Source organism: Mesorhizobium sp. M0830 (genome assembly GCF_040319965.1).
GTDB lineage: Bacteria > Pseudomonadota > Alphaproteobacteria > Rhizobiales > Rhizobiaceae > Mesorhizobium.
Genome location: NZ_JAMYOR010000069.1, coordinates 1 through 25,320 on the forward strand (window position 1 = coordinate 1; position 25,320 = coordinate 25,320).

20 protein-coding genes, 1 pseudogene and 1 riboswitch are annotated in these 25,320 nt (G+C 63.1%); of the genes and pseudogenes, 12 read left to right on the forward strand and 9 right to left on the reverse strand.

Going from position 1 to position 25,320, the window contains the following annotated elements; translation table 11 throughout:
- Window positions 1-169 precede the first annotated feature (169 nt).
- The 4 genes from NKI20_RS28635 to NKI20_RS28650 are packed head-to-tail and all read left to right on the forward strand — an operon-like array spanning window position 170 to window position 4,217.
- On the forward strand, window positions 170-1,015 hold the full coding sequence (locus NKI20_RS28635; RefSeq protein ID WP_352836774.1) for a carbohydrate ABC transporter permease: 846 nt from the start codon (window positions 170-172) through the stop codon (window positions 1,013-1,015).
- Complete coding sequence (locus NKI20_RS28640) at window positions 1,012-1,857, forward strand: carbohydrate ABC transporter permease (RefSeq protein WP_352600529.1); 846 nt, start codon at window positions 1,012-1,014, stop codon at window positions 1,855-1,857. Before NKI20_RS28635 ends, NKI20_RS28640 begins: the two co-directional genes overlap by 4 nt.
- 21 nt (window positions 1,858-1,878) lie before the next feature.
- On the forward strand, window positions 1,879-2,943 hold the full coding sequence (locus tag NKI20_RS28645; RefSeq protein ID WP_352836777.1) for an ABC transporter ATP-binding protein: 1,065 nt from the start codon (window positions 1,879-1,881) through the stop codon (window positions 2,941-2,943).
- Window positions 2,940-4,217, forward strand: a complete 1,278-nt coding sequence (locus NKI20_RS28650; RefSeq protein ID WP_352836780.1) for an amylo-alpha-1,6-glucosidase — start codon at window positions 2,940-2,942, stop codon at window positions 4,215-4,217. Before NKI20_RS28645 ends, NKI20_RS28650 begins: the two co-directional genes overlap by 4 nt.
- Window positions 4,218-4,291: 74 nt before the next feature.
- On the opposite strand, the gene fba is transcribed toward NKI20_RS28650, so the two are convergent.
- From fba to NKI20_RS28665, 3 genes are all read right to left on the reverse strand, one after another.
- The gene (gene fba, locus NKI20_RS28655; RefSeq protein WP_352600525.1) at window positions 4,292-5,356 is read right to left on the reverse strand and encodes a class II fructose-bisphosphate aldolase; all 1,065 of its coding nucleotides are present in this window, start codon (window positions 5,354-5,356) and stop codon (window positions 4,292-4,294) included.
- Window positions 5,357-5,514: 158 nt separating this feature from the next.
- Window positions 5,515-5,988 (reverse strand): 6,7-dimethyl-8-ribityllumazine synthase, encoded by a 474-nt coding sequence (locus NKI20_RS28660; RefSeq protein WP_352836784.1) that lies wholly within the window; start codon window positions 5,986-5,988, stop codon window positions 5,515-5,517.
- A 77-nt stretch (window positions 5,989-6,065) separates the two neighbouring features.
- A riboswitch (FMN riboswitch) is annotated at window positions 6,066-6,211 on the reverse strand.
- Window positions 6,212-6,280: 69 nt separating this feature from the next.
- On the reverse strand, window positions 6,281-7,459 hold the full coding sequence (locus NKI20_RS28665) for an MFS transporter (RefSeq protein ID WP_352836786.1): 1,179 nt from the start codon (window positions 7,457-7,459) through the stop codon (window positions 6,281-6,283).
- 48 nt (window positions 7,460-7,507) lie between these two features.
- Here NKI20_RS28665 and NKI20_RS28670 point away from each other — a divergent pair, with 48 nt between their 5' ends.
- On the forward strand, window positions 7,508-8,047 hold the full coding sequence (locus NKI20_RS28670; protein WP_352836789.1) for an Lrp/AsnC family transcriptional regulator: 540 nt from the start codon (window positions 7,508-7,510) through the stop codon (window positions 8,045-8,047).
- 18 nt (window positions 8,048-8,065) lie between these two features.
- Here NKI20_RS28670 and mtnA read toward each other — a convergent pair whose 3' ends face one another.
- Both mtnA and mtnK read right to left on the reverse strand, forming a co-directional pair.
- Entirely contained in the window at window positions 8,066-9,160 is a 1,095-nt protein-coding gene (mtnA, locus tag NKI20_RS28675; protein WP_352836792.1) for an S-methyl-5-thioribose-1-phosphate isomerase, read from the reverse strand.
- Complete coding sequence (gene mtnK / locus NKI20_RS28680) at window positions 9,157-10,431, reverse strand: S-methyl-5-thioribose kinase (RefSeq protein WP_352836794.1); 1,275 nt, start codon at window positions 10,429-10,431, stop codon at window positions 9,157-9,159. Before mtnK ends, mtnA begins: the two co-directional genes overlap by 4 nt.
- 137 nt (window positions 10,432-10,568) lie before the next feature.
- On the opposite strand from mtnK, the gene NKI20_RS28685 reads away from it, so the two are divergent.
- The 3 genes from NKI20_RS28685 (at window position 10,569) to NKI20_RS28695 (ending at window position 14,260) form a co-directional block, all read left to right on the forward strand.
- A complete protein-coding gene (locus NKI20_RS28685) occupies window positions 10,569-12,080 on the forward strand; it encodes a sugar ABC transporter ATP-binding protein (protein WP_352836796.1) in 1,512 nt (503 codons plus the stop codon).
- An 82-nt stretch (window positions 12,081-12,162) separates the two neighbouring features.
- A complete protein-coding gene (locus NKI20_RS28690; RefSeq protein WP_352836799.1) occupies window positions 12,163-13,158 on the forward strand; it encodes an ABC transporter permease in 996 nt (331 codons plus the stop codon).
- A gap of 49 nt (window positions 13,159-13,207) precedes the next feature.
- Window positions 13,208-14,260, forward strand: a complete 1,053-nt coding sequence (locus tag NKI20_RS28695) for a substrate-binding domain-containing protein (RefSeq protein ID WP_352600511.1) — start codon at window positions 13,208-13,210, stop codon at window positions 14,258-14,260.
- 70 nt (window positions 14,261-14,330) lie between these two features.
- On the opposite strand, the gene NKI20_RS28700 is transcribed toward NKI20_RS28695, so the two are convergent.
- The 4 genes from NKI20_RS28700 to NKI20_RS28715 all read right to left on the reverse strand — a co-directional run bounded on the left by NKI20_RS28700 (window position 14,331) and on the right by NKI20_RS28715 (window position 18,103).
- Window positions 14,331-14,618, reverse strand: coding sequence for a type II toxin-antitoxin system RelE/ParE family toxin (locus NKI20_RS28700; RefSeq protein WP_352836802.1), 288 nt, complete (start codon window positions 14,616-14,618; stop codon window positions 14,331-14,333).
- A complete protein-coding gene (locus NKI20_RS28705; protein ID WP_502898169.1) occupies window positions 14,611-14,871 on the reverse strand; it encodes a type II toxin-antitoxin system ParD family antitoxin in 261 nt (86 codons plus the stop codon). The genes NKI20_RS28700 and NKI20_RS28705 overlap by 8 nt, the downstream gene beginning before the upstream one ends.
- Window positions 14,872-14,992: 121 nt before the next feature.
- Complete coding sequence (locus tag NKI20_RS28710) at window positions 14,993-17,047, reverse strand: bifunctional aldolase/short-chain dehydrogenase (RefSeq protein WP_352836829.1); 2,055 nt, start codon at window positions 17,045-17,047, stop codon at window positions 14,993-14,995.
- Window positions 17,048-17,137: 90 nt separating this feature from the next.
- Window positions 17,138-18,103: a sugar-binding transcriptional regulator gene (locus NKI20_RS28715; protein WP_352836808.1), complete on the reverse strand. Its 966-nt coding sequence runs from the start codon at window positions 18,101-18,103 to the stop codon at window positions 17,138-17,140.
- A 191-nt stretch (window positions 18,104-18,294) separates the two neighbouring features.
- Between NKI20_RS28715 and NKI20_RS28720 the strand changes: the two genes are divergently transcribed.
- From NKI20_RS28720 to NKI20_RS28735, 4 genes and pseudogenes are all read left to right on the forward strand, one after another.
- Window positions 18,295-19,935: an acyl-CoA synthetase gene (locus tag NKI20_RS28720; RefSeq protein WP_352836811.1), complete on the forward strand. Its 1,641-nt coding sequence runs from the start codon at window positions 18,295-18,297 to the stop codon at window positions 19,933-19,935.
- 187 nt (window positions 19,936-20,122) lie between these two features.
- Window positions 20,123-20,728 (forward strand): annotated as a pseudogene (locus NKI20_RS28725) (TetR/AcrR family transcriptional regulator).
- A 50-nt stretch (window positions 20,729-20,778) separates the two neighbouring features.
- Entirely contained in the window at window positions 20,779-21,927 is a 1,149-nt protein-coding gene (locus NKI20_RS28730) for an efflux RND transporter periplasmic adaptor subunit (RefSeq protein ID WP_352836814.1), read from the forward strand.
- 194 nt (window positions 21,928-22,121) lie between these two features.
- A complete protein-coding gene (locus NKI20_RS28735; RefSeq protein WP_352836817.1) occupies window positions 22,122-25,262 on the forward strand; it encodes an efflux RND transporter permease subunit in 3,141 nt (1,046 codons plus the stop codon).
- Window positions 25,263-25,320 lie beyond the last annotated feature (58 nt).

A 25,320-nucleotide genomic window follows, 5' to 3' on the forward strand; every position in this document is an offset into this window, starting at 1 on the left:
TTTTTTTTTTTCACTCTCCCGCCGACTTCCCTATTTCTTTTTGTTGGGGGGGGGGTGGTTTTTTTTTTCTGAACCCGTACTAACCCCTCCGGTGGGGGGCCCTGTTTTTTGTTGAACCCGGGGCGCCCAGACCGCAGCACCAGACCGCAGCATCGCAAAGGACACCACCATGCACGGCAAGGCTCTGCCCTATCTGCTGCTGATGCCGGCGACCTTGTTCCTCTGCATCTTCTTCCTTTACCCCTTCGCGCTGGTCGCTTTCGAGGCGGTGACCCGCGACGGCGCCTTCACCCTCGACAATTTTCGCACCATGGCCGGCAGCTGGAAATTCCCCGCCACGGTTCGCAACACGCTGCTGCTTGCGGCGATCGTCGTGCCGATCCAACTCGCCATGGCGTTGCTGATGGCAAGCGTGGTGGCGCGGCTGGAGACCGGACGCAGCGCGGCGCTCTATGTCTTCGCCATCCCGCTCGGCATTTCCGACCTCGCCGCCGGCCTGATCTGGCTCGCTATCTTCGACCAGTCCGGCTTCCTCAACACGCTGCTCTCCAGCCTTGGCGTCGTCGACAAGCCGATCATGTTCCTCGGCTACCAGAGCAAGCTGACCATCTTCATCGCCGTGGCGCTGGCTGAGATCTGGCGTGCCACCGCGATCATGATGGTCATCCTCGTCGCCGGCATGGGGCTGATCCCCAAGGAATACTACGAGGCGGCGGAGGTGTTTGGCGCCAGCCCATGGCAGCGCTTTGTGCGCATCACGCTGCCATTGCTGCGCCCCAGCCTGCAGACGGCGATCATCCTGCGCGTCATCCTCGCCTTCGAGGTCTTCGCCGTCGTCGCAGCGCTTGGCGGCACAAATCTGCCGGTGCTGATGGGCGAGACCTACAATTGGCAATTCACGCTGCAGGACCGCAATGTCGCCGCCGCTTCGGCGCTGCTCATCCTCGCCATCTCGATAGGCTTCACGTTGTTCTTCCTCAGGGTGCTGCGTGTACCCAAGGAGGCGCGTATATGAGCGTAGTCACTGAAGTGCCGGCTGCCGTCACCGCCGACGCACGTAAGGCCGGCGACTGGCTGCTGATCGCCACCGCCATCCTGCTTTGCGTCTGGGTGCTGCTGCCGATCTACCTCTTGATCGTCAACGCGCTGTCGTCGCCGGATGAGGTCACGGCCTTCCCCAAGCGTTTCTTTCCGTCCTTTGATCCCGGCAGCCTGTCCTTCTTCATCAATTTCGCCGGTGTCGCCAGGGCGTTGTGGAACTCGGTCCTCGTCGCCACCCTGACGATGATCCTGTCCATCGGCTTCGGCGCTCCGGCCGGCTACGCGCTGTCGCGCTTCGACTTTCCCGGCAAGGAGACCTTCCGTTTCCTGGTGCTGATGACGCGCGCCTTCCCGTTGCCGCTGCTGGCATTGCCGCTGGCGGTGATGTTCATCCGCACCGGCCTCGACGACACCGCCATTGGGCTGGCGCTGGTCCACACCACGCTGGCGCTGCCCTTCGCCGTGCTAATCACCTTCTCGCTGTTTTCTGGCATTCCCGTCGAACTCGAAGAGGCGGCCTGGACGCTCGGCTGCACAAGGCTGCAGGCCTTTCGCAAGGTGATCTTGCCGCTGGCGTTGCCCGGTATCGCCGCCTCGGCGGTGTTTGCGTTCACCATCTCCTGGAACGAGGTGTTTGCCGCCGCCGTGCTCACCATCGAGAACCGCACGCTGACCGCCTTCCTGCTGCAAAGCCTCGGTGAATCGCCGCTCTATCTCAAATTCGCCGGTGGCGCCGCACTGGTCGTGCCGGCGCTGATCTTCATCTTCGCCGTTCGAAAATACCTGTTTGCCATGTGGGGGATCGCCAACCGATGACGCGAGACACGGAGACCGCTCATGGCTGAAATCGCGATCAAGGGTGTGGCCAAGCGCTTCGGCGGTTTCACCGCCCTGCATCAGGTCGACCTCACCATATCAGATCAGGAGTTCATGGTGCTGCTCGGCGCCTCTGGCTGCGGCAAGACCACGCTGCTGCGCATCGTCGCCGGGCTGGAAACACCAAGCCAGGGCGAGGTCTGGATCGGCGGCCGCCGCGTCGACCATCTGCCGCCGCGCGACCGCGGCATCGCCATGGTGTTCCAGAACTATGCCGTCTTCCCGCATCTGACCGTGTTCGAGAACATTGCCTTCGGCCTGCGCATGAAGAAATTGCCGCAAGCTGACGTCGAGCGCCGTGTTAACGGCACCGCCGAACTGATGCATATCGAGCAATTGCTGAAACGCTATTCGGGCCAGCTGTCCGGCGGCCAGCGCCAGCGCGTTGCCGTCGCCCGTGCGCTCGCCATGGAGCCCGACGTCATCTTGATGGACGAGCCGCTGTCGAACCTCGACGCGCTGCTGCGGTTGGAAATGCGCGCCGAACTCAAGGGCGTGCTTGCCGCGTCGAAGACCACCACCATTTATGTCACCCACGATCAGGTCGAGGCAATGAGCCTCGCCGACCGCATCGCCGTCATGCATCAAGGCCGCATCGTCCAGGCCGCGTCGCCGGTCGAGGTCTACCGCAATCCGGCCGCGCGTTTCGTCGGCTCCTTTATCGGCAATCCGCCGATGAATTTTATCCCGGCGACCAAGGCCTCGAATGGCAGCTGGACCGTTGCCGGACTGACGCTGCCCGGCCCCAAATCGGATAAGCAGAGAATAGAATTCGCCATCCGCCCCGAGGATGTCGACGCCGGCGACGCGGGTCTGCACGCCACCGTGCGCGTCATCGAGCCGCTCGGACCGCATACGCTGGTCACCTGCGATGTCGAGGGCGGCCTGTTCCGCGCCATCCTGGACTCGAATGCCGGCGTCCAGGTCGGCGATCATCTGCGCCTTGCGCCCAAACCCGACCGCATCCGCTGGTTCGATCCCGAAACCACCAATGCTCTTGATACCGAAAGCCTTGAACTCCCATGACTGCTTCCGCCACCAGTGACATCATCGCCCGCGCCGTCGAGGTGCTGAAAGAGAACGACAAGGGCGCCTACACCATCCCGACGAGAGGGCTTTATCCGTTCCAGTGGAACTGGGATTCCTGCCTCACCGCGCTCGGTCTTGCTCATTATGACGAGGCCCGCGCCTGGACCGAGATCGAGACCTTGTTCGCACACCAATGGCCGGACGGCATGGTGCCGCACATCGTCTTCCACGTCTGGAGCGACGGCTATTTTCCCGGGCCGGAAGTCTGGCGCACCGGCCGCCCGACGGCCACCTCGGGCATTACCCAGCCGGCTGTTGCAGGCTTTGCCATACGCCGCCTGTTCGACCGGGCCAAGGACAAGAAATTGGCTGCGGAGCAGGCCCGCGCGCTGCTGCCGAAGATCGATGCCTGGCACCGCTGGTTCTACGAAAATCGCGACCCTGCGGGCGAGGGGCTGGTCGCCATCATCCACCCGTGGGAGTCCGGCCGCGACAATTCCATCGACTGGGACGAGGCCTTCGAGCGTGTGCCGACCGAGGGCGTCGAGCCTTACACGCGCCGCGACATCCTGCATGCCGACCCAGCGCACCGTCCGACACAAGGGCAGTATGACCGCTACATCTGGCTGCTGCAGCTTTTTCGCGGGCTTGGCTGGGACAATGCCAGGCTGCATGACGCCTCGCCATTCCAGGTCGTCGATCCCGGCTTCAACGCCATTTTGATCCGCGCCTCGACCGATCTTGCCGATCTTGCGGAGGCGCTGGGTGAAACCGGGATTGCCAGCGCCAATCGTGCCCGCGCTCAAAAGGGCCTGGATGCGATGGAGCGGCTGTGGAGCGATACGCACGGCCAGTATCTCTGCCTCGACCGCGTCACCGGCAGACGGATCGACAGCGCCTCCGTCGGCGGCATCCTGCCGGCCTTCGCGGCCGTCCCCGAGGCTCGCACCGCTGCGCTGGCCGCCACCGTCGAACGCCTTGCCGCCAAGGTACGCTATGTCGTGCCGTCGCACGATCCCGACGATCCACGCTTCGACGCCAAGCGCTACTGGCGCGGCCCGGTCTGGCTGGTGGTCAACTACATGATATCAGACGGCCTCGCCGCCGCCGGCCACAGCGAGGCCGCACAGCGCATCACACAATCCAGCTTGGATTTGATCCGGGAAAGCGGCTTTGCCGAATATTACGACCCGCTCACCGGCGAGCCGCTCGGCGGCGGCCGCTTCACCTGGACGGCGGCGATGGTGATCGAGTTTTTGAGGGGGGCGTAGGGGCAGCACCGCCCTCTCTTTCCCTTCTCCCCTTGTGGGCCCACAAGGGGAGAAGGGAGAACCGCCAAGGCAGGCTATCCGAACTTCGGGTCGAGACTGCCCGACTTGTAACGCTTGGCCATCTCCGCGACCGGCAGCGGCTTGATCTTCTGCGCGTTGCCGGCGGTGCCGAACTGTTCGAAGCGCTCCTTGCAGAGCTTGCGCATCGCGGCCATGGCCGGCGTCAGATATTTGCGCGGATCGAACTCGCTCGGGTTCTCGGTCAGCACCTTGCGGATGGCTCCGGTCAGCGCCATGCGGTTGTCGGTGTCGATGTTGATCTTGCGCACGCCGTGCTTGATGCCGCGCTGGATCTCCTCCACCGGGACGCCCCAGGTCGGCTTCATCTGGCCGCCATATTTGTTGATGATCTCCTGCAGATCCTCCGGCACCGAAGACGAACCGTGCATGACCAGATGCATGTTCGGCAGGCGGCGGTGGATTTCCTCGATGACGTTCATGGCCAACACCGCGCCGTCCGGCTTGCGCGAGAACTTGTAGGCGCCGTGGCTCGTGCCCATGGCAACCGCCAGCGCATCGACATGGGTGTCCCTAGCGAACTCCACAGCCTGTTCAGGATCGGTCAAAAGCTGGTCGTGGCTGATCGCGCCTTCGATGCCGTGGCCGTCTTCCTGTTCACCGCCGCCGCTCTCCAGCGATCCGAGCACGCCGATCTCGCCTTCGACGGATACGCCGCCCCAATGCGCCATGTCGACGACGCGCTTGGTGATGCCGGAATTGTAGGCGTAGTCGGCAGGCGTCTTGCCGTCTTCCTTCAGCGATCCGTCCATCATGACCGAGGTGAAGCCATACTGGATCGCGGTGACGCAGGTGGCTTCGTTGTTGCCATGGTCGAGATGCATGCAGACCGGAATGTCGGGATGGATTTCGACCAGCGCGTCGATCAGCTTGGCCAGCACCACGTCATTGGCATAGGCCCGCGCGCCGCGGCTTGCCTGCAGGATGACCGGCGATTTGGTCTCCTCGGCGGCCTCCATGATGGCGAGGCCCTGTTCCATATTGTTCATGTTGAAGGCGGGCACGCCGTAGCCGTATTCGGCGGCGTGGTCGAGCAATTGTCTCAGTGTTATGCGAGCCACCCAATAGTCTCCCGTATCTGGTTTCAAGCGCAACGTCGCGGGCCGACCGGTAGCCGGCCGGCCCTTGATGTTTCTGGCCGGATTTCAGCGGAACCGCAACCTTCACGGGTCTTCTCGATCGCAATTCTTGTTGCAGGGCTGAAATCCGGGCTCTTTAGTCAGGCCGCGATCAATTCCCGCGCCGCCAGGAGCTGCACGCAGGCATTGGCGGCTTCCTTGCCCTTGACGGTGAAATGCTCGAAGAAGAAGCGGTGATGCTCGGCGTTGTCGTGGTAGTTGTGCGGGGTGAGCACCGCCGACAGCACCGGCACACCGGTCGACAGCTGCACGTTCATCATCCCGTCGATGACAGCGCTCGCGACGAATTCGTGGCGATAGATGCCGCCATTGACGACAAAGGCGGTGCCGAGGATCGCGGCATAGCGGCCGGTCCCGGCCAGGGTCTTGGCGTGGAGCGGGATCTCGTAGGCGCCGGGCACGTCGAAGACATCGACGGCGAAGCGCTCGCCTCCGATGTCAGCCAGTTCCGCTTCGAAGGCCTGCACGCACTGATCGACGATGTCAGCGTGCCAGCGCGCCCTGATAACGGCGATGCGGGTCGTTTCATAGTCTTTATGGGAATGCTGATTCATGGGTCCATCCTTCCGTTTCGAACCAGAATCAGGACGCACGATACGAAATCCGGCCCGCGTGAGCGGTCCGTCCTCCGTTTCGTTCTCTTCCATCCGGACTCTAACCGTCGGCTCCGGAATCACACCGGATCTGCTGACCCCTCCGACAATCGGAGGGCGCTCGCGGGCTCAGGCCGAAACCTTTACCGCCGGTGGGGACTTTCACCCCGCCCTGAGAACTTTAACGGCTTTGTATGGAAGGGCAGGGGTGCCGCTGTCAACCGGACGAAGAGCCGATGACCAATACAGTCTGTCAATTGGATCGGCGCCACGCCGCCGCCGACGCCGCAACCAGCATCAGCACTGCCGCGACCGCCGCGCATGTCGCAAAACCAAAGCTGGAATAAAGCGGCCCGAAGCTGGTGGTGCCGACGAAGACCGCAAGATAGGTTACCGCGCTGTTCAAGCCCATGATCGTGCCGCGGCGCGACGGATCGAGTGCTGACAGACGCATCACCAAGACGTTGAGGCCGAAATGATTGGCCAGTCCCCAAACGGCCACCATGGTCAAGGTCAGCCCGAAACTGCCGCTCGTCGCGGCCATTGCGACATAGACGACGGCGACCAGAAGGTAGGCGAATGGCATGACGCGTCGTGCACCCAGCCGATCGATGACGCCGTCGAGGAGAGCAGCGGTGCCGAACCCGATCCCATAGGCGAGTGCGGCGAGCCCATTGGCGCTGACCGGCTCTCCCAGCCCAACGTGAAGGTGGTCGCCGAGATAGCCATAGACGCCGTAGAAGGCGGTCATGAATGCGGCGCAGGCAATGAGAAGCGGGACGATGCCGGCAATGCCGAGCGCGTCCAGCGGGGTCGGTGCCGGGCCGCTTTTCCTGACATCGTTTAGCGAGGAGAATGAGAGGCCGGCCAATGCAAGCACTGCCAGCAGAGCGACTGCTGCGAAGACGGCGCGCCAATGCACGAGATCGGCCAACACCGCCGACAGTGAGACGCCGGCCACCATGCTGAGCGTCCATCCGGTCAGCACGACGCCGATCGTGCCGCTTTCACGGCCGGGCGGCGCGATGGCGGCCGCACTTGCGTAGATCGCCGGCATGGCGATGCCTGCAGCGATGCCCGCCAGCAGCTGTGCTGCGACCAGCATGACCACCGTAGGCGCTATCGCACTTGCGACCAGCGCTATCGCCAGCAACAGCAATGCGCCCTGCAGCATCCGGCGCGCGCCGAGCCGGTCGATGTAGCGGGCCAGGAACAGGGCGCTTGCGGAGGTGCCGAGGCCGAACGCGGCCGCCGCGATCATCACGGCCGGCACGCTGGTACCGAACGAGGAGGCCACGGCCGGTGCGATCGGACCCAGCACAAGCGAATTCGATCCGATGACCGCAATGCATCCGGTCAGCAGGTAAGCCAGCGCCGGGATCGGCGTGCGAGCGCTTGGCGCCAGTGATGCAACTTGATCTGCGTTCGACATATCGTCATGATCGCCGTATTCTATTCAGCTGCAATCGGGAAATTGGCCATGGATGAAGAAACAGATGGTATTCCGCAGAACAGGGCTGCGTCCCGCGACCTCGACGCGATAGACCGAAGAATATTAGGCGTCCTGGTCGATGACGCCACGATCAGCTACGCCGAACTGGGCGATCGCGTGGGCTTGTCGCCTCCTGCCGCGCACGAGCGGGTCAAACGCCTTCGGCGCAGCGGCGCCATCAGAAACACCGCGGCAATCATCGATCCCCGGGCGGTGAAAAAGCCTTTGCTTGCCTTTGTCCATATCGACACCAAGGGCTGGGGAAAAACCCCGGAGCTGATGGCGGTCTCGGAGTATCCGGAGGTCGAGGAGATCCATTCGGTTGCCGGCGACAGCTGCATGCTGCTCAAGGTCCGCACCGAGGACACCAGGGCACTCGAAGGACTGCTGTCCCGCCTTTACGAAACGCCTGGTGTCACCTCGACACGCAGCTATGTGGTGCTGTCGACTTATCTCGAGCGGCCGGTGCAGCCCGGCACCACCACAGAGTGGCCAACGCCAAGGCATATGGCCAAGCCGCTGTATTGAGGGTTCGACGGCCGGCTCCTACCCGCGCTCGGGAAACATCGTCTTCAGGCCTTCGCGCGACGCCTTGGCGACGCCACGCTCGGTGATCAGGCCGGTCACCAGCCGCGCCGGCGTCACGTCGAAAGCCGGGTTCGCCGCGGGCGTCGTCGCCGGCGAAATGCGCACCTGGGCAATCTCGCCGCTGGCGGTCTTGCCCCAGACCAGCGAGACCTCGTCGGAAGAGCGCTGCTCGATCGGGATCTCGGCCAAACCATCATGCACCGTCCAGTCGATGGTCGGCGACGGCAGCGCGACATAGAACGGTACGTCATTGTCTGCGGCGGCGAGCGCCTTGAGGTAGGTGCCGATCTTGTTGCAGACATCGCCACTGGCAGTCGTGCGGTCGGTGCCGACAATGACCATGTCGATTGCGCCGCGCTGCATCAGATGGCCGCCGGCATTGTCGACGATCAGCGTGTGCGGCACGCCGTGGCCGGCCATCTCCCATGCGGTCAGCTGGGCGCCCTGGTTGCGTGGCCGCGTCTCATCGACATAGACGTGGACCGGAATGCCAGCCTCGGTGGCCAGGTAGATCGGCGCGGTGGCAGTGCCGTAGTCGACGGTCGCCAGCCAGCCGGCATTGCAGTGGGTCAGGATGTTGACCGGTTCGCCCTTCTGCTTGCGCGCCGCGATCGCCTTGATGATGGCGAGACCATTCTCGCCGATGGCGCGGTTGAGGCCGACATCCTCGTCGGCGATTTCCCTGGCCCGCCGATAGGCGGCTTCGGCCCGTTGTTCGGGAGGCAATGGCCGCAGGAAGCGCCGCATCTCGTCCAGCGCCCAGCGCAGATTGATCGCTGTCGGGCGGGTTTCGTGCAATGTCTCCCACGCGGCATCGAGCGCCGCATCGGACGGATCGTCCGCCATCTGCATGGCGACGCCATAGGCGGCAGTGACGCCGATCAGCGGCGCGCCGCGCACCCACATGTCGCGGATGGCGGTGGCGATGCCGGCGACCGTGTCGATCGTCTCTATGCGGAAATCATGCGGCAGCCAGCGCTGGTCGATGATCTCCACCGAACGCCCGTCGTCGCTCAGCCAAATGGTGCGATAGTGGCGGTCGCCGACGTTCAAATGCTGCTCTCCTGTTCGATCAGCGCGGCCAGTTGGTTGACCTCGCCGATGCTGTGGATCTGGCGCCGGTTGACGGCGATGTGACGGCCGAATTTCAGCGCCTTTGCCTCACAACTGGCGCGCAAATCTTCGTCGGCAATGGTCTCGAAGTCGGCATTGTGGGCGAGGCCGAGGATGCGCCGGTGCACCTCGATGCCGGCAAAGCCGAGCAGGTCGGTCCAGATCTGGTGCAGCACATGGTCGAGTGCCTGCTCGGAGCCGAGCCTGTCGCCCTGGTCCTCGAACAGGCTCTTCTGATAGAGCATGCCGGTGCGTTCGGTGCGCCACAGATGCGAGAACTCGGCGCGGAACACTGACCAGGTCTCGACCGTCACCTCGAGCAGATAGGCGCGCATGGCATCGCGGTTTCCTTCCTGCTCGTGCCCGCGCTGCGAGAAGAACGACATCCAGAAATTGGCGAGCAGCATGCCGACGTCGAAGGCCATCGGACCGTAGAAGGCGAATTCCGGATCGATCATCCGGGTTTCCGTGTCGGTGATCATGATCGAGCCGGAATGCAAGTCGCCATGCAGCAGCGTTTCGGCATTGGCCGCGAAGATGTGCTTGAGCCGCTGCGCCTCGACTTTCAGGTCGCGGTCGGCGCGCAGTTCGGCGACGAGGCCGTCGAGCTGCGGCGAGGTATGCCGGTTCATCCTGGCGTCGAAATAGGGGTCGGAAAACACCAGGTTTTCGGTGATATCGCACAGTTCGACATTGTCGGCGAACAGCGCCAGATCCGCCTTGCGGTCTTTGGCCGTCATGTGCAGGTCGGAGCCGCGAAACAGCGTGCGGGCCATGAACAGGCCGATATCCCGAGCAATGTTCGGCAATTGCCGGCCTTCGATCAGCGCGCGGCGCAGGATGATGTGCGGCGGCGCTAGATATTCCATGATGATCAGCGCCTGGCTTTCGTCGAAATAATGGATCGCCGGCACCGAGCCCGGCGCGCGCGCTTCTTGCCTTGTCAACGCATGATATTCGAAGAAGGAGCGTTTTAAGGGCAGCGGCCAGCTGTCGCCGACCAGACGGACATAGGGCAGGGCCTGCTTGACCACCGCCGCACCGCTGGCGCCCTCGACGATGAAGACGAGGTTGAGATTGCCGTCACCGACCTCGCGCACCTTCCAGCGTGTGGTGTCATTGCCGATCTTCGCGCACAGCGCGTCGTTTGTGCCAAGGCGGGCAGCCAGGGTCTCGACCGACAGGGCTTCGAACGGCAATTCTTCAGTCATCGTCATCCTCCCGCATATGCGCGCCCCGAACATAATCGAGACGTGACGGTCGGGCCAAGCTAGGAAGCGATCTGGCAATTGTCAATCGTGTTGACAATTGCCGACACAGCCCATAGCGTCATGTCAGGGAGGAACGCATGGTCGGCAATGCCGTGTTCCGCGTAGAGGGACTGAGGAAATCCTTTGGCCATAACGAGGTGCTTGGCGGCGTCTCGCTCGAATTGCATGCGGGCGAAGCGACCGTGCTGATGGGCGCCAACGGCGCCGGCAAATCCACCCTCGTCAAGATCATTTCCGGCGTCTACGAACGCGGTGGCGGCACGATGGCGCTCGCCGACCAGGATTTCGCCCCGAAAACGCCGGCCGAGGCGATCCGCGCAGGCGTCGTCACCGTTCACCAGAACATCAATGACGGTGTCGTCGCCGATCTCGACGTTGCTACCAATCTCACTCTCGACAGGCTGAGCGGCAGCGGCGCGCCGACCCTGTTCAATCCGGTGCGGGTGCGCCGGGAGGCCAAGGCGGTCGCCGACCGCATGGGGCTGGCCATCGATCTGAAGGCGCGGGTAAGCGATCTTTCGCTGGCCGATCGCCAGATGGTGGCGATTGCCCGTGCGCTGGCGCACCAACCGAAAGTGCTGATTCTCGACGAGCCGACCTCATCGCTCTCCAGCACCGAGGCCGATCGGCTGTTTGCGCTGATCGACAGGCTGCGCGAGCAAGGCGTGGCGATCCTCTACATCTCCCACCGCATGTCGGATATCAGGCGACTTGCCGACCGCATCGTCTCCATGCGCGACGGGATCATCTCAGGCATCTTCGACAAGAAGCCGCTCGACTATGAAGGCGCGGTCAACGCCATGCTCGGCCGCAAGATCCATCTCGACCAGATCGTTGCCAGGAATTCGGCCAAGGCAATCCTGACGATCGAAGGCCTGCGCATCGCGCCGGGCGCCAAGCCGATCTCGCTGACGCTCGGCGACGGCGAGGTCGTTGCGATCACCGGCCTCGTCGGTGTCGGCAAGACGGCGCTTGCCGAGACGCTGTTTGGCGTGCGCCAGCCGCTCGCTGGCACCATGACGATGAACGGCAAGCCTTATGCGCCGCGATCGACGGGTGAGGCGATCGCCGCCGGCGTGTTCCTCGTCGCCAAGGACCGTGGTGAGAACGGCATTGTCGGCGGCTTCAACATCCAGGAAAATATCAGCCTGCCGTTTCACAAGCGCATGTCGCGTTTCGCTGTTCTCAGGCGCCGTCTCGAACGCGCCACGGCTCGCCGGCAGATCGAGGAACTGGGCATCGTCTGCCGCTCCGAGAAGGACGACATGTCCGAGCTGTCCGGCGGCAACCAGCAGAAGGTGATGGTCGCTCGCTGGATGGCTCAGGATGCAAGACTGTTCATTCTGGACGAGCCGTTTCAGGGCGTCGACATTTCCGCGCGGCGCGACATTGCCGCCAAGTTGAGAGCGAGTGCAAACGGCCGCGCCACGCTGTTGTTCGTCACCGAACTCGACGAGGCGCTGGAAACCGCCGACCGCATCCTGGTGATGTCGGAGCAGACCATCGTCGGCGAGCACCGCAATGCCGAAGTCGATCTCGATCGGCTGCTGGCCGAAGTCGCCGGCGGACCACTGCACAGCGCCGCCTGAAGGTGGCGGTGAATAGGATTGGGAATGGAGAGAGCATGGGTTCGAGTTGGGTAAAGACGACAACAGCGCGCGGGAGCACTGAATGACGTTGCGCGACAACGCCATCCGCTACGGCTTCATCCTGCTCCTGTTCGGGCTCGTCGCCTATTTCGCGATCGCCGCCGACGGTTTTGTTTCGCCGCAAAGCGCCGTCTTCATTTTCCAGTCTGTCGCCATCACCGGCGTGCTGGCGCTCGGCGTCACCGCCACGCTTGTCGTCGGCGGCTTTGACCTGTCGATCGGCTCGGTCGCCACATCAGCCATGATGGCGGCGGCCTATGTCATGGTGGTGCTGGAGCAGAACGCTTTCGTCGCGGTCGTCGTCTGCCTGCTGATCGGCGCCATTGTCGGCCTGATCAACGGCTGGCTGATCGTCTACATGCGCGTGCCCGATCTGCTGGCGACGCTCGGCATGATGTTCCTGCTCGTCGGCCTGCAGCGCATCCCGACCGAAGGCCGCTCGATCGCCACAGGCATGACCATGCCGGACGGTTCGGTCGCCAACGGCAAATTCTCTGACGCCTTCCTCGCGCTTGGCCGCCACCGCTTCGATTTCTTCATCCCCAACCTCATCCCGGTGTCGGTGGTGGTGCTGCTCGTGCTCGCCGTGCTGATCTGGTTCTTCCTCGAATACACCCGTTTCGGCCGCATGATGTATGCGGTCGGCAGCAACGAGCGCGCCGCCGAACTCGCCGGCGCGCCTGTCAAGGCATACAAGATCTGGGCCTACGTCATTTCAGGAGTTTTTGCCTCGATCGGCGGCATATTGCTCGCCGCCCGGCTTGGACGCGGCGACATCGCCTCGGGTAATAATCTGCTGCTCGATGCGGTCGCCGCGGCGCTGATCGGCTATGCGGTGCTAGGTGCGGCGAAGCCGAACGCCTTCGGCACCGCCGTCGGCGCGCTGTTCGTCGGCATCTTGCTGCAAGGCCTGACGATGATGAACGCGCCTTACTACACGCAGGATTTCGTCAAGGGCGTGGTTCTGGTCGTCGCCCTTGTCTTCACCTTTGCACTTTCGGGCAGGGGCAGGAGGTAGTTTCGACCGGAACAGGATTTTGGGTTCAACAAGAGTGGAGGAAAACAAAGTGAGCATTACAAGAAGACTTCTGGGGAAGGTGGCGCTCGGATTGGCCGGCGCAACCATGCTGATGCAATTCCCGGCGCTGGCCGCCGACAAGCCGGCGCCTTTCGACAAGCCCGGCGTCAAGATCGCGCTGGTGCGTTATCTCTCGACCGGTGACTTCTTCCAGGCCTATCTCAGCGGCGTCGAGGCACAGTCGAAGGCGCTCGGCATCGACCTGCGCGTGCTCGACAGCCGCCAGGACGCCGCCCTTCAATCCGACATGGTCGACCAGGCCATTGCGCTCGGTGTTCAGGGGATCATCATCCAGCACGGCCTGACGGAATCGATGAAGGACGCCGCGCAGCGTGCGGTCGACGCAGGTATCAAGGTTGTGGCTTTCGACGTCAATGTCGAGAACCCCAAGATCCCGCAGGTCGAACAGTCCGACCGCGACTTGGCCCGCCTCGCGCTCGAACAGGCGGTCAAGGACAATGGCGAGAGCTGGGATGCCGGCTATGTCTATGTCGCCGGTATCGCGCCGCTCGACCGCCGCAACGAGACCTGGGTCGACGTGAAGAAGAAGTATGCCGGCATCAAGGAAGTCGCGATGTTCGGCACATTAGACAATCCGATCGCCAACTCGGTCGCCAACCAGGCCCGCTCGGTGCTGTCGGCCCATCCCGACATCAAGGTGATGTTCGCCCCCTATGATGAATTCGCCAAGGGCGTGAAGATCGCTGTCGACGAAGCGGGCTTGAACAAGGGCATCAAGATCTATTCGGCCGACATTTCGACCTCGGATATATCAGCGATGCGCGAGCCCGACAGCGCCTGGGCGGCGACCGCCGCGACCAACCCAGCCGTCGTCGGCCAGGTTTCGGTGCGCGCGCTGGCGCAGCTGCTGGCCGGTGAAGACCCCGGCCACAACGTCATCGTGCCGCCGACGCTGATCACCCAGAAGGACCTCATCGACAAGGACATCAAGAACATGGAGGACCTGTCGGCCAAGCTGCCGCAGTTCGCCCATGCCGATGTCGCGATGCCGGCCTGGATGCCGAACCCGAACGCGAAGTAAGTTGGATCTCTGACAAAGAAAGGGCGGCGCTCGCGCCGCTCTTTCCATGTGAATGCTCAGCCTCTCCGGGCTACAGCCAGTGTTCCGGATCCCGCATCCCGTGTACAATCGCCACAACCAGCTCGCCATCCGATTGCGGCTCGTAAATGACGATATAGCGGCCTTCGATGAGCACGCGGGCTGTCACGCTTAACTCCGGTCGCGCCGTGCCCATTTTGGGGTGTTGGGTCGCCAATTCCAGCCTGTCAAAAATGCGCATCAGCAGCTTGTCCGCTGCCTTTTCATTGTCGATTGCTATGGTATGCCAGATATCTCGCAAATCTTGCGAGGCGCGTGGTGTGAGCCGATATTTAGCCACGGGCGCGGCGTTCTGCCTTCAGGCCGCGTATAAACTCAGCGGGTTCGACGTCCACCGGCTTGCCGCTGGCCATGCCCTCAGCATAGGCCCGTTTCAATTGTTCGAGTTCCAAGGCCCGCAATTCTTCGCGCTGCTCCCACAGACGAAGGGCGTCACGAACAATCTCGCTGTTGGAGGCATATCCTCCGCCTTCGACGGCCCTTTGCAGGCGAGCGACCTGCTGAGGGGTGAGGGAAATGGTAAGGGTACGCATCGGTTCGGTTTTCATTCCAAACCTGTAGCATATCTAACAAGAACTAACAATAATTGTTAGGAATTACGATCGCGCCTTGCCCTGCTGCGTCGCCGCAGCAGGGCGATCAAGGTAGGATTTCCTACCGCAATGCTGCCGCGATGTTGCCGCCATCGACCGTCGTCACGTCGGCGGTGGTTCGGTCGGCCAGCGCATGGTGCAGGAAGGCCTGTGCCACATCCTGGGCCGTCACTTCCTGGCCGAGCAGATTTCCGGACATGTAGTCCTTCTCCGACACGCCGCGCGCGCCCGAGCGGCTGGCGATCATGGCGTCGGTCAAAAGGCCTGAGCGGATGCGGTCGGCGTTGACGGCGTTGGAGCGGATGCCGTGCGCGCCATAATCGAGCGCGTACTGCCTGGACAGGAACAGGGTCGCTGCCTTCGGCACGCCATAGGCGCCGAACTTCGGCCCCGGATTGACTGCTTGTTTGGAGGTGTTGAACAGCAGAACGCCGCCGGTGCCCTGTTCGAGCATGATGCGCACGGCGTTCTGCGCCACCGACTGATGGGCGAAGAAGTTGAGCTCGAAGCTTTTGCGCAAAAGAGCATCGTCTAGCTCACCGATGCGGCCTTCCCAGGCAGCCCCGGCGTTGGAGACCAGGATGTCGACGCCGCCGAACACGGCGACCGCTCTGTCGAAGGCGGCGCGCACCTGTGCCGGGTCGGTGATGTCGGCGGCGACGCCGATCGAATTGTTGCCGGCCTTCTTCGCCGCCTCGGCGGCTTTCTCGGCATCGAGATCGACGACGACGGCGTGAGCGCCATTGTCGGCGAACAGTTTTGCTGTCGCCGCACCGATCGCGCCGGCGCCGCCGGTGATCAGCACGACCTGGCCGGTCAGCGGCTTCGGCTTGTTGGAGGCGAGCTTGGCCTGCTCCAGCGACCAATATTCGAGCGGGAACAGGTCTGCCTTGGAGAGCGGATGGAAACGCCCGACCGCCTCGGCGCCGCGCACCGCCTCGATCCACATCTCGCCGACATCCGACGCGATCTTCGCATCCTTCAGAGTGCGGCCATGGCCGAACATGCCGAGGCCCGGCACCAGTGTCAGCCGCGGCATCTGGTCGAGCATGGTGCGCTTGACGTCGTCGAGCGCGTCATTGGTCTCGAAATAGGCGCGGTAATCCTTGGCGAAGGCGTCGACATGGTCCTTGATCACCGCCTTGTAGTCGCCGGCCTTGTCGGCATCGGGCGCCGGCAGTGCCATCGGTCCGGTCTTGATGCGGATCGACAGATCGGGCGTCGACACGCCGCGTCCGGCATAGTCGGCAATCTCGGCTGAATTGATGAAATCGACGATTGCATCCGAGGTGCGGAAGTCGCTGATCATGCGGTCGAAGCGGCCTTCGCCGCGCGCTACGGCGACGGCGCCGCGAAGCGACGGCGCGATGGAGGCCGGTGTTGCGAGCTTTGCCGGTAGTGCTGCTTTCGCTGCCTTCGGCTTGCCGCTTGCGGCAATGAAGTCCTCGGCGACATTCACATAGTGGATCATCCGGTCGTAGGCTTGCTTGGCGTCGTCGCCGAAGGTGAAGATGCCATGCTTGTCGAGGATCAGGCCCTCGACCGCGGGGTCGGCGTCGAAGATGTCGGCCGCCGCCTTGGCGAGGTCGAAGCCGGGCATGATGTAGGGCACATAGCCCATCTTGTTGCCGAACACCGTCTTCACCAGCGGTTTCGAATCTTCCTGGTCGACGATGGCCAAGATGGCAGTCGAGTGCGTGTGGTCGACGAATTTGTGCGGCAGGAAGGCGTGCAGCAGCGTCTCGACCGAGGGGTTGGGCGATGACGGGTCGATGAGGTTGGCGCGTTGCAGGGCAACCATGTCCTCGTCGGCCAGTCTGTTCAGCCCGCGCGCCTTGAGCAGCGGCTTGAGCTTGACCGCCGGCAGGCCCTGCGGCTCGATGACGCCCATGTCCCAGCCGCTGCCCTTGACGCACAGCACGTCCCACTCGTCGCCGACAAGATCGACGGCCGTCGTCTTGCAGGAAGTGTTGCCGCCGCCATGCAGCACCAGTCTCGGTTCACCGCCCAGCAGCCGCGTCGTGTAGACGCGCAAGGCCAGGTCGCGGCCGACGCCCTTCCTTGCATAGTCGGCAACGAGCTTTTCGGCTGCATCGTCATTCCACAGGTTCTTCATGTTCGCTTCGTCCAATTGCTGTCTTCGATGGTGAAACAGGAATGCCGCGACGCTTTGATGACAATGCGACGGCGACGGAAGTGCTGGTTGCTAGGAAGCCTTTTCTGTCGTGGCGGCCGCATGATCCAGGAGCCGTTGCGCCATGCGCGCGCCGACCACCAGATGCGTGCAAAGGCCGCCCGCGATCGCCGCGAGCAGCGGTTCGAACTTGCTGTCCTCCTGTACCACCATCAGCCGCCGGGCGATGGCGCGCAGCGAGGCAAGGTCGGCCGAGATCACCCGCCTGTTATAACTGCAGTCGAGCACTTTGCCCTCGGCGTCGATGATCTGCCCGGCAATGACGCCGGCAGCACCCTGCCTGCGCAGCTCCGCCATTTCACTTGGTGTCAGCGCGCCGCATTTGACCAGATGGCTGTCGGCGTCGACCGCGCCGACCGAATACAGCGCTAGGTCGCATTCGCCGACGCCCGACAGTTGTTCGCGGATCACCGGTTCGGCACGCAGCGCGCGTGCCAGCTCTTCCGTCGACAGCACCAGCGGCGCGTAGAAATTGAGCCCCTTGGCGTTAAGGCGCCGCGCGATCTCCATCGTGCACTGATCGGGCCGATAGGAATAGGGCGCACCGAGATTGCCGCAGAGCTGCACCACCGTGACATCCTGCAGGTCGGCATAGGACATGACGTCGGCGATCATGTAGACGGTGCGGCCCCAGGCGACGCCGATGCGGTCGCCCTTCTTGACCAGTTCGAGAAAGACGCTTGCCGCCAGCACGGCGATTTCCGTCGATGGGTCGGCGATATGGTCGTTTTCAGGCGCGATCCAGACGGCGTCGAGGCGCAGCGCATCCTCGAGCTTGCGTGCCAGCACATCGTCGGTGAAAAGTTGGGTCGAGGTCGAGATGTTGACGATGCCGGTCTCGCGCGCCTTGCGCAGATACATGGCGACCGAGGCACGGGAAATGTTAAGCTGGCTCGCCACCTGGTCCTGCCGCAGGCCATGGGCATAATAGAGCCAGGCGGCCTTGTGGATAAGTTGTTCTGCCGGTCTGATCGCCATGCCGTCTCCTCGGCTGACATTATTCACGGCTCTCGACAAAAGTCAAACTGGACACGGGGTATGCGATGCCCTTTGGCGAGGCGAATCTGGATCATCATTGCGCCAAATGCGCCCCAACGGGGCATCGTTGATGGTGACGCGGCCCGAGGTCGTGATTAGAACGTCTAAAGAAAGAACGCGGGGAGTATGGGATGGGCAATCCTTACGAACAGGATCTCGACAAGAACGCGGCCAACCACCAGCCGCTGACGCCGCTCACCTATCTGGAGCGCGCGGCCAGGACCTATCCCGACCATATCGCCATCATCCACGGCCGCCAGCGCATCGACTATCGCAATTTCTGGCGGCGCTCGCTGAAGCTTGCCTCGGCGCTTCAAAAACGGGGCATCGGCAAGGGCGACACGGTCACGGTCATGCTGTCCAACACGCCGCCGATGCTGGAGGCGCATTTCGGCGTGCCGATGACCAAGGCGGTGCTGCATTCGCTCAACACACGCCTCGATGCCGCGGTCATCGCCTTCCAACTCGACCACGCGGAGACCAAGGTGCTGATCGTCGACCGCGAGTTCTCCAGTGTCGTCAAGCAGGCCCTGGAACTGGCCAAGGTCAAGCCGCTGGTCATCGACTACGACGACCCCGAATACGCCGCTGACGCGCCGTATCCGAAAGGCGAGCGCATTGGCGCGCTCGACTATGAGGATTTCGTCGCCGGCGGCGACGCGGACTTCGCCTGGTCGATGCCCGACGACGAATGGGACGCCATCTCGCTCAACTACACCTCCGGCACCACAGGCAATCCGAAGGGTGTCGTCTACCATCATCGCGGTGCCGCCCTGATGGCCTACACCAACACCATCCATGCCGGCATGGCCAAGCACGCCGTCTATCTGTGGACGCTGCCGATGTTCCACTGCAATGGCTGGTGCTTTCCCTGGACGCTCGCCGTCCAGGCCGGCACCCATGTTTGCCTGCGCTGGGTGCGGCCGAAGCCGATCTACGATGCGATTGCCGATCATGGCGTCACCCATCTATGCGGCGCACCGGTCGTCATGTCGGTGCTGATCAATGCGAAGGACGGGGACAAGCGGGAATTCCCGCAGACGGTCACCTTCAACACGGCCGCCGCACCGCCGCCGGAAGCCGTGCTGTCGGGGATGGCCGACGCCGGCTTTGCTGTCACCCACCTCTACGGCCTGACCGAGACCTACGGCCCGGCGGTCGTCAACGAATGGCACGGCGCCTGGGACGACCTCGAAAAGGGTGAACGCAGCGCCAAGAAGGCACGGCAGGGCGTGCGCTACGCGGCACTCGAAGGCTTGACGATCATGGATCCAGAGACGATGCGGACGACGCCGGCGGACGGCGAGACCATCGGCGAGGTCATGTTCCGCGGCAACATCGTCATGAAGGGCTATCTGAAGAACCGCAAGGCGAGCGACGAAGCGTTTGCCGGCGGCTGGTTCCATTCCGGCGATCTCGGCGTCATGCATCCCGACGGCTATATCCAGCTCAAGGACCGCTCCAAGGACATCATCATCTCGGGGGGCGAGAATATCTCCTCGATCGAGGTCGAGGATGCGCTCTACAAGCATCCCTCCGTCGCCTCATGCGGCGTCGTCGCTAGGCCCGACGACAAATGGGGCGAGGTGCCCATCGCCTATGTCGAATTGAAGCCCGGCAAGTCGGCGACCGAGGCCGAGATCATTGGACACTGCCGCGCGCTGCTTGCCCGCTTCAAAGTGCCGAAGGCGGTGATCTTCGCCGAAATCCCGAAGACCTCGACCGGCAAGATCCAGAAGTTCCGGCTGCGCGAAATGGCAAAGGTCGCCTGAAGCGCCGACAGCCTCTCGCGGAAAATATTTTCTACAGTCCGCATCCTCCGGTGGCTTCGTGACGTCTATCGAATGTCACCATCTGTCAACAATCGTACAAGTACGCCGAAATCGCATTGACAGGTCACTCGTTTCGATTTACGAGTGACGAAAATTGAAATTCGTCATTCGTAAAGCAACAGAGGTCATGTCCGAAGCCGCCACCATCGTCGCCGACGCCGCCCGACAGGAAAATGTGACGCGCATTCTCGATTGCGCCGAGCGCTTGTTCCGCCACTACGGCTACGGCAAGACCAATGTCGCCGACATCGCCCGCGAACTCGGCATGTCGCCGGCCAACATCTACCGCTTCTTCGCTTCCAAGGTGGAAATCCACCAGGCGGTCTGCGGTCGGATGCTCGGCGCGAGCTATAAGATGGCCTAAGAGATTGCCCACCTGCCGATCAGCGCCGAGGAGCGGCTTCGGCGCTACATACATGCCCAATACAAGATGACGATGGAAGTCATGCTCGACGAGCAGAAGGTCCACGAGATTGTCGTCGTCGCACTCGAACGGGACTGGGGCGTCATCGACAAGCATGTCGACAGCATTCACGACCTGTTTGCGGACGTGATCCGCGACGGCATCGAGGCCGGTGAGTTCAGGGAACAGGATCCGGTGATCGCGTCTCGGTGCTTCGGCGCCTCGACCGTCATCCTGTGCCATCCGCAGATGGTGGCGCAATGCCTTGCCAAGACCAATCGGGCGATGCCCGACGACCTGATCGACTATGCGATCAGGGCTTTGAAATAATAGCCGCCGAACGCCGGTGTCGACCGTTCATCTCCAGTCGGGAGTACAAGATGTCTTTGTCCAGTTCCATTCTCCGCAAACTGCCAGTTGCCGGCCTGATGGTCGCGGCCCTCGGGCTCGCCGGCTGCAGCCAAGAAAAAGCCGAAGTCAAGGAAATCATCCGGCCGGTCAAGGTCGTCGAGATCGCCCAGGCGCATGATACCCGCACGCTCTCCTATTCCGGCTCGGTGCGGGCCCGCACCGAAAGCGCGCTGGCTTTCCGGGTCAACGGCAAGATCACAGAGCGCCTCGTCGACATCGGCCAGCACGTGGCCTCGGGCGATGTCCTCGCCCGCATCGATCCCATCGACTACGACCTTTCGGTCAAGAGCGCGCAGGCAGCCCTTGATGCCGCCGATCGGCAGGTCGAGACATCGGAGCTTGCCCGCAAGCGTGCCGAACAGCTGTTCGACAAGAAGTTCGCGCCGAAATCGCAGCTGGAGCAGGCGACCCTGGCCTACGACCAGGCCGTCGCCACCCGCGATTCCGCCCGCTCGACGCTCGCCCAGGCCAGGAACCAGGTTGGCTATACCGATCTCAAGGCCGACAGGGATGGCATCGTCACCGCAGTCAGCGCCGATGTCGGCCAGGTGGTCGGCTCCGGCTCGCCGGTGGTCACCGTCGCGGTCGACGGCGAAAAGGAAGTCCTGATCGCCGTTCCGGAAATGGAAATCGCCGAATTCAAGCCGGGCAAGGTCGTCAAGGCGGGCTTCTGGTCCGACGACGCGTTGGCGCTGGACGGCAAGGTCCGTGAAGTCGCCGGCAGCGCCGATCCGCAATCGCGCACCTTTGCCGTCCGCGTCAGCCTGCCAAACGACCCGCGCGTGCTTCTCGGCATGACCGCCAGCATCGAAGCCTCGGCGGCCAATGAGCGGCAGCTCGTCTCGATCCCGCTGAGCGCATTGGCTGAGAAAGACAGCCAGTCGATCGTCTGGACCGTCGATCGTGGCGCCGACACCGTTCATGCCCGTCCGGTCAAGGTCGCGAAGTTTGCCGCCGATGGCGTGCGTGTCGCAGAGGGTCTGAAGCCCGGCGACGTCGTGGTCGCTGCCGGCACGCAGTTCATGACCGAGAATCTCAAGGTGAAACTCACTGGTGACACGGTGCTGCAATCCGCCTCCGCGGCGGGTGACGGCGGCGACACCAAGCAGGTGCGCTAACGCAAGACAACCGGCTGCGCGTTCCCGCAGCCGCTGGTTTCCGGGCGGCAGGTGCCCGACCCGACACGCTCGATTGATGTAACCCCCACATCGATTTCGCGTCCCACCGCGATGAGTGTTTCTCCGCTCGGAGAGCCTTGCCGCCCGGAAGCCAATACCGAACCCTCGATTGCTGAACAGATGGATCTGCATCCATGACCAATTCCACGGAAGAGAAGCGGCCCTTCAACCTGTCGCGCTGGGCAATCGGCCACCCCGCCATTGCGCGCTTCCTGTTTGGCCTGATCATCATTTCCGGCGCGCTCGGCCTGATGCGCATGGGCCAGAAGGAAGACCCCGATTTCACCTTCCGGGTCATGGTCGTCCAGGCGATCTGGCCGGGCTCGTCGATCCAGGAGATGGAAGACCAGGTCGTCAACAAGATCGAGCGCAAGCTGCAGGAGACGCCGCATCTCGACTTCGTCCGCTCCTTCACCCGCGCCGGCAGTGCCATCATCACGGTCCAGATCAAGGGCGACACCAACACCGCCGAGGTGACCGACGCCTTCTACCAGGTGCGCAAGAAAGTCGGCGACATATCAGGCGACCTGCCGCAAGGTCTGCTCGGCCCCTATTTCAACGACGAATTCGGCGACACCTTCATCACGCTGCATTCGATCAGCGGCGAGGGCTTCAGTTATCCCGAGCTGAAGAAGTTCGCCATCCAGGCGCGCGACATGCTTTTGACGACGCCCGGCGTCGAGAAGGCCGTCATCATCGGCGATCAGCCGGAAAAGCTCTATATCGATGTCTCGTCCAAGGCGCTCGCCGAACGCGGCTTGACGCTGACCGATCTGCAGAACGCGATCAAGGGACAGAACAATGTCGATCCGGCCGGGTCGGTCGACACCGGCACCAATTCGGTGCGCATTTCCGTCGAAGGCGACGTCGCCAAGGTCGAGGATATCAGGAACCTGCGCCTGCGCGCCGGCGGCCAGGTCACAAGGCTGGGCGACATCGCCACGGTGACCTCGGGTCTGGAAGATCCGTTCCAGCGCAAATACCGCTTCAACGGTCATGACAGCGTGCAGCTTGGCGTCGTCATGGCCAAGGGATTTAAGGTCACCGATGTCGGCAAGGACGTCGAGGCCACCTACAAGCGCTTCGAGGAGACGCTGCCCTATGGCGTTTCGGTCGACCAGATTTCCGATCAGCCGGGCGTCGTCACGGATGCGGTGGCCGAGTTCATGCATGCGCTCGGCGAAGCGCTGCTGATCGTGCTCGTCGTCTCGTTCCTGTCGATCGGCTGGCGCTCGGGCCTGATCATCGCCATCACCATCCCGCTGGTGCTCGCTGCCACCTTCGCCATCATGTACGAACTCGGCATCGACCTGCAGCGCATCTCGCTCGGCGCCCTGATCATCGCGCTCGGCCTGCTTGTCGATGATGCCATGATCGTCGTCGAGATGATGGAGCGGAAGCTGGAAGAGGGGCTGGTCAAGATCGAGGCGGCAAGCTTCGCCTATTCCTCGACCGCCTTCCCGATGCTGACCGGCACGCTGATCACCACGGCCGGCTTCATCCCGGTCGGCTTCGCCGCCTCGACGGCCGGCGAATATGTCCGCACCCTGTTCTATGTCGTCGGCATCGCGCTGGTCGTCTCCTGGTTCGTCGCGGTGTATTTCACGCCGTGGCTTGGCAACATGATCCTCAAGCAGCGCAAGCATGCTGGCAGCCACCACGACGCCTTCGACACGCGCTTCTATCGCCGGCTGCGCGGAACCGTCGGCTGGGCGGTGCGCCATCGCATCATCGTCCTGGCCATGACTTTGGTCACCTTCGGCACCAGCCTGTGGGCGTTCCAGTTCATCCCGCAGAACTTCTTTCCGCAGTCGTCGCGTCCGGAAATCCTCGTCGATCTCTGGCTGCCGGAAGGCACCAGCATCAAGGAGGTCGAGGCACAGGCCAAGTCGCTCGAAGCCAAGATGATGGACGACAAGGACAAGCGCTTCATCGCGACCTATATCGGCGAAGGCGCGCCGCGCTTCTTCCTGCCGCTCGACCAGCAGCTGAGCAACCCGAACTTTGCCCAGCTGCTCGTTATGGCCAATGACGAACCGGCCCGCGAACGGCTGATCGTCAAATTGCGCACCGTCCTGGCCGAGGATTTTCCGTCGATCCGCGCCAAGGTCGACCGTTTGTTCCTCGGTCCGCCGACCGGATGGCCGGTGCAGATGCGCGTCATGGGGCCGGATCGCCAGGAGGTGCGCCGCATCGCCGACCAGGTGAAGGCGAAGTTCCACGAGAATCCGCTGCTCGGCGCAGTCCATGACGACTGGCTCGAACCGGTGCCGGCCATGAAGCTGGACATCGACCAGGATCGCGCCCGTGCGCTCGGCGTCACCTCGCAGCGCATCCGCCAGACGCTGCGGGCGGCCATGTCCGGCGTGCCGCTCGACGACTTCCGCGACGGCGAGGAGACGGTGTCGATCGTCGCCCGCGAGCCGGATGCCAGCCGCAGCCTGCTGTCCTCGGTCGACTCTGTCTATATTCCGACCGATTTCGGCGGGTCCGTGCCGCTGTCGCAGGTGGCCAAGGTTGTGCCGGTGATGGAGCAAGGCATCGAATGGCGCCGCGACCGCTTGCCGACCATCAGCGTGCGGGCGACGCTGCCGGATGGCGTGCAGTCCAACGACGTCATCACCAAGATGTACAAGGACATGCAGGGCCTGCGTGACGGGCTGGCGCCCGGCTACAAGATCGAGATCCAGGGCGGTGCTGAGGATTCGGCCGAAAGCCAGGCTTCGATCGCCGCCAAGGCGCCGATAATGCTGGCCGTCATCGTCGTGCTGTTGATGATCCAGCTGCAGCATTTCGGCAAGGCGATGCTGGTTCTGGCGACCGGACCTCTCGGCATCATCGGAGCTGCGGCCGCCCTTTTGATCAGCGGCGCACCGTTCGGCTTCGTCGCCATCCTCGGCGTCATCGCTCTGCTCGGCATCATCATGCGCAACTCGATCATCCTGGTCGACCAGATCGACCAGGACATTGCGAGAGGCATGGACCGCTACGAAGCGATCATCGGCTCGGCCGTACGCCGCTTCAGGCCGATCGTGCTGACAGCGATGACGGCGGTGCTGGCATTGATCCCGATCTCGCGCGGCGTGTTCTGGGGGCCGCTCGCCTACGCCATGATGGGCGGCATCCTCGTTGCCACCGTGCTGACCATCCTGGTCCTGCCGGCGGGCTACGCCCTGTTCTTCGGCCGCGAGCCAAAGAGGATTGCCGCGAAGGAAGACGATTTGGCATCCAGCAAAGAAGCCGAAAGGCCTCGACTGGCCTTGGCGGCTGAATAACGATATCGGCCGGTCGAGTTTCAACCGGCCGATTGTCCATCCAGTTAAGGCTTTCCGC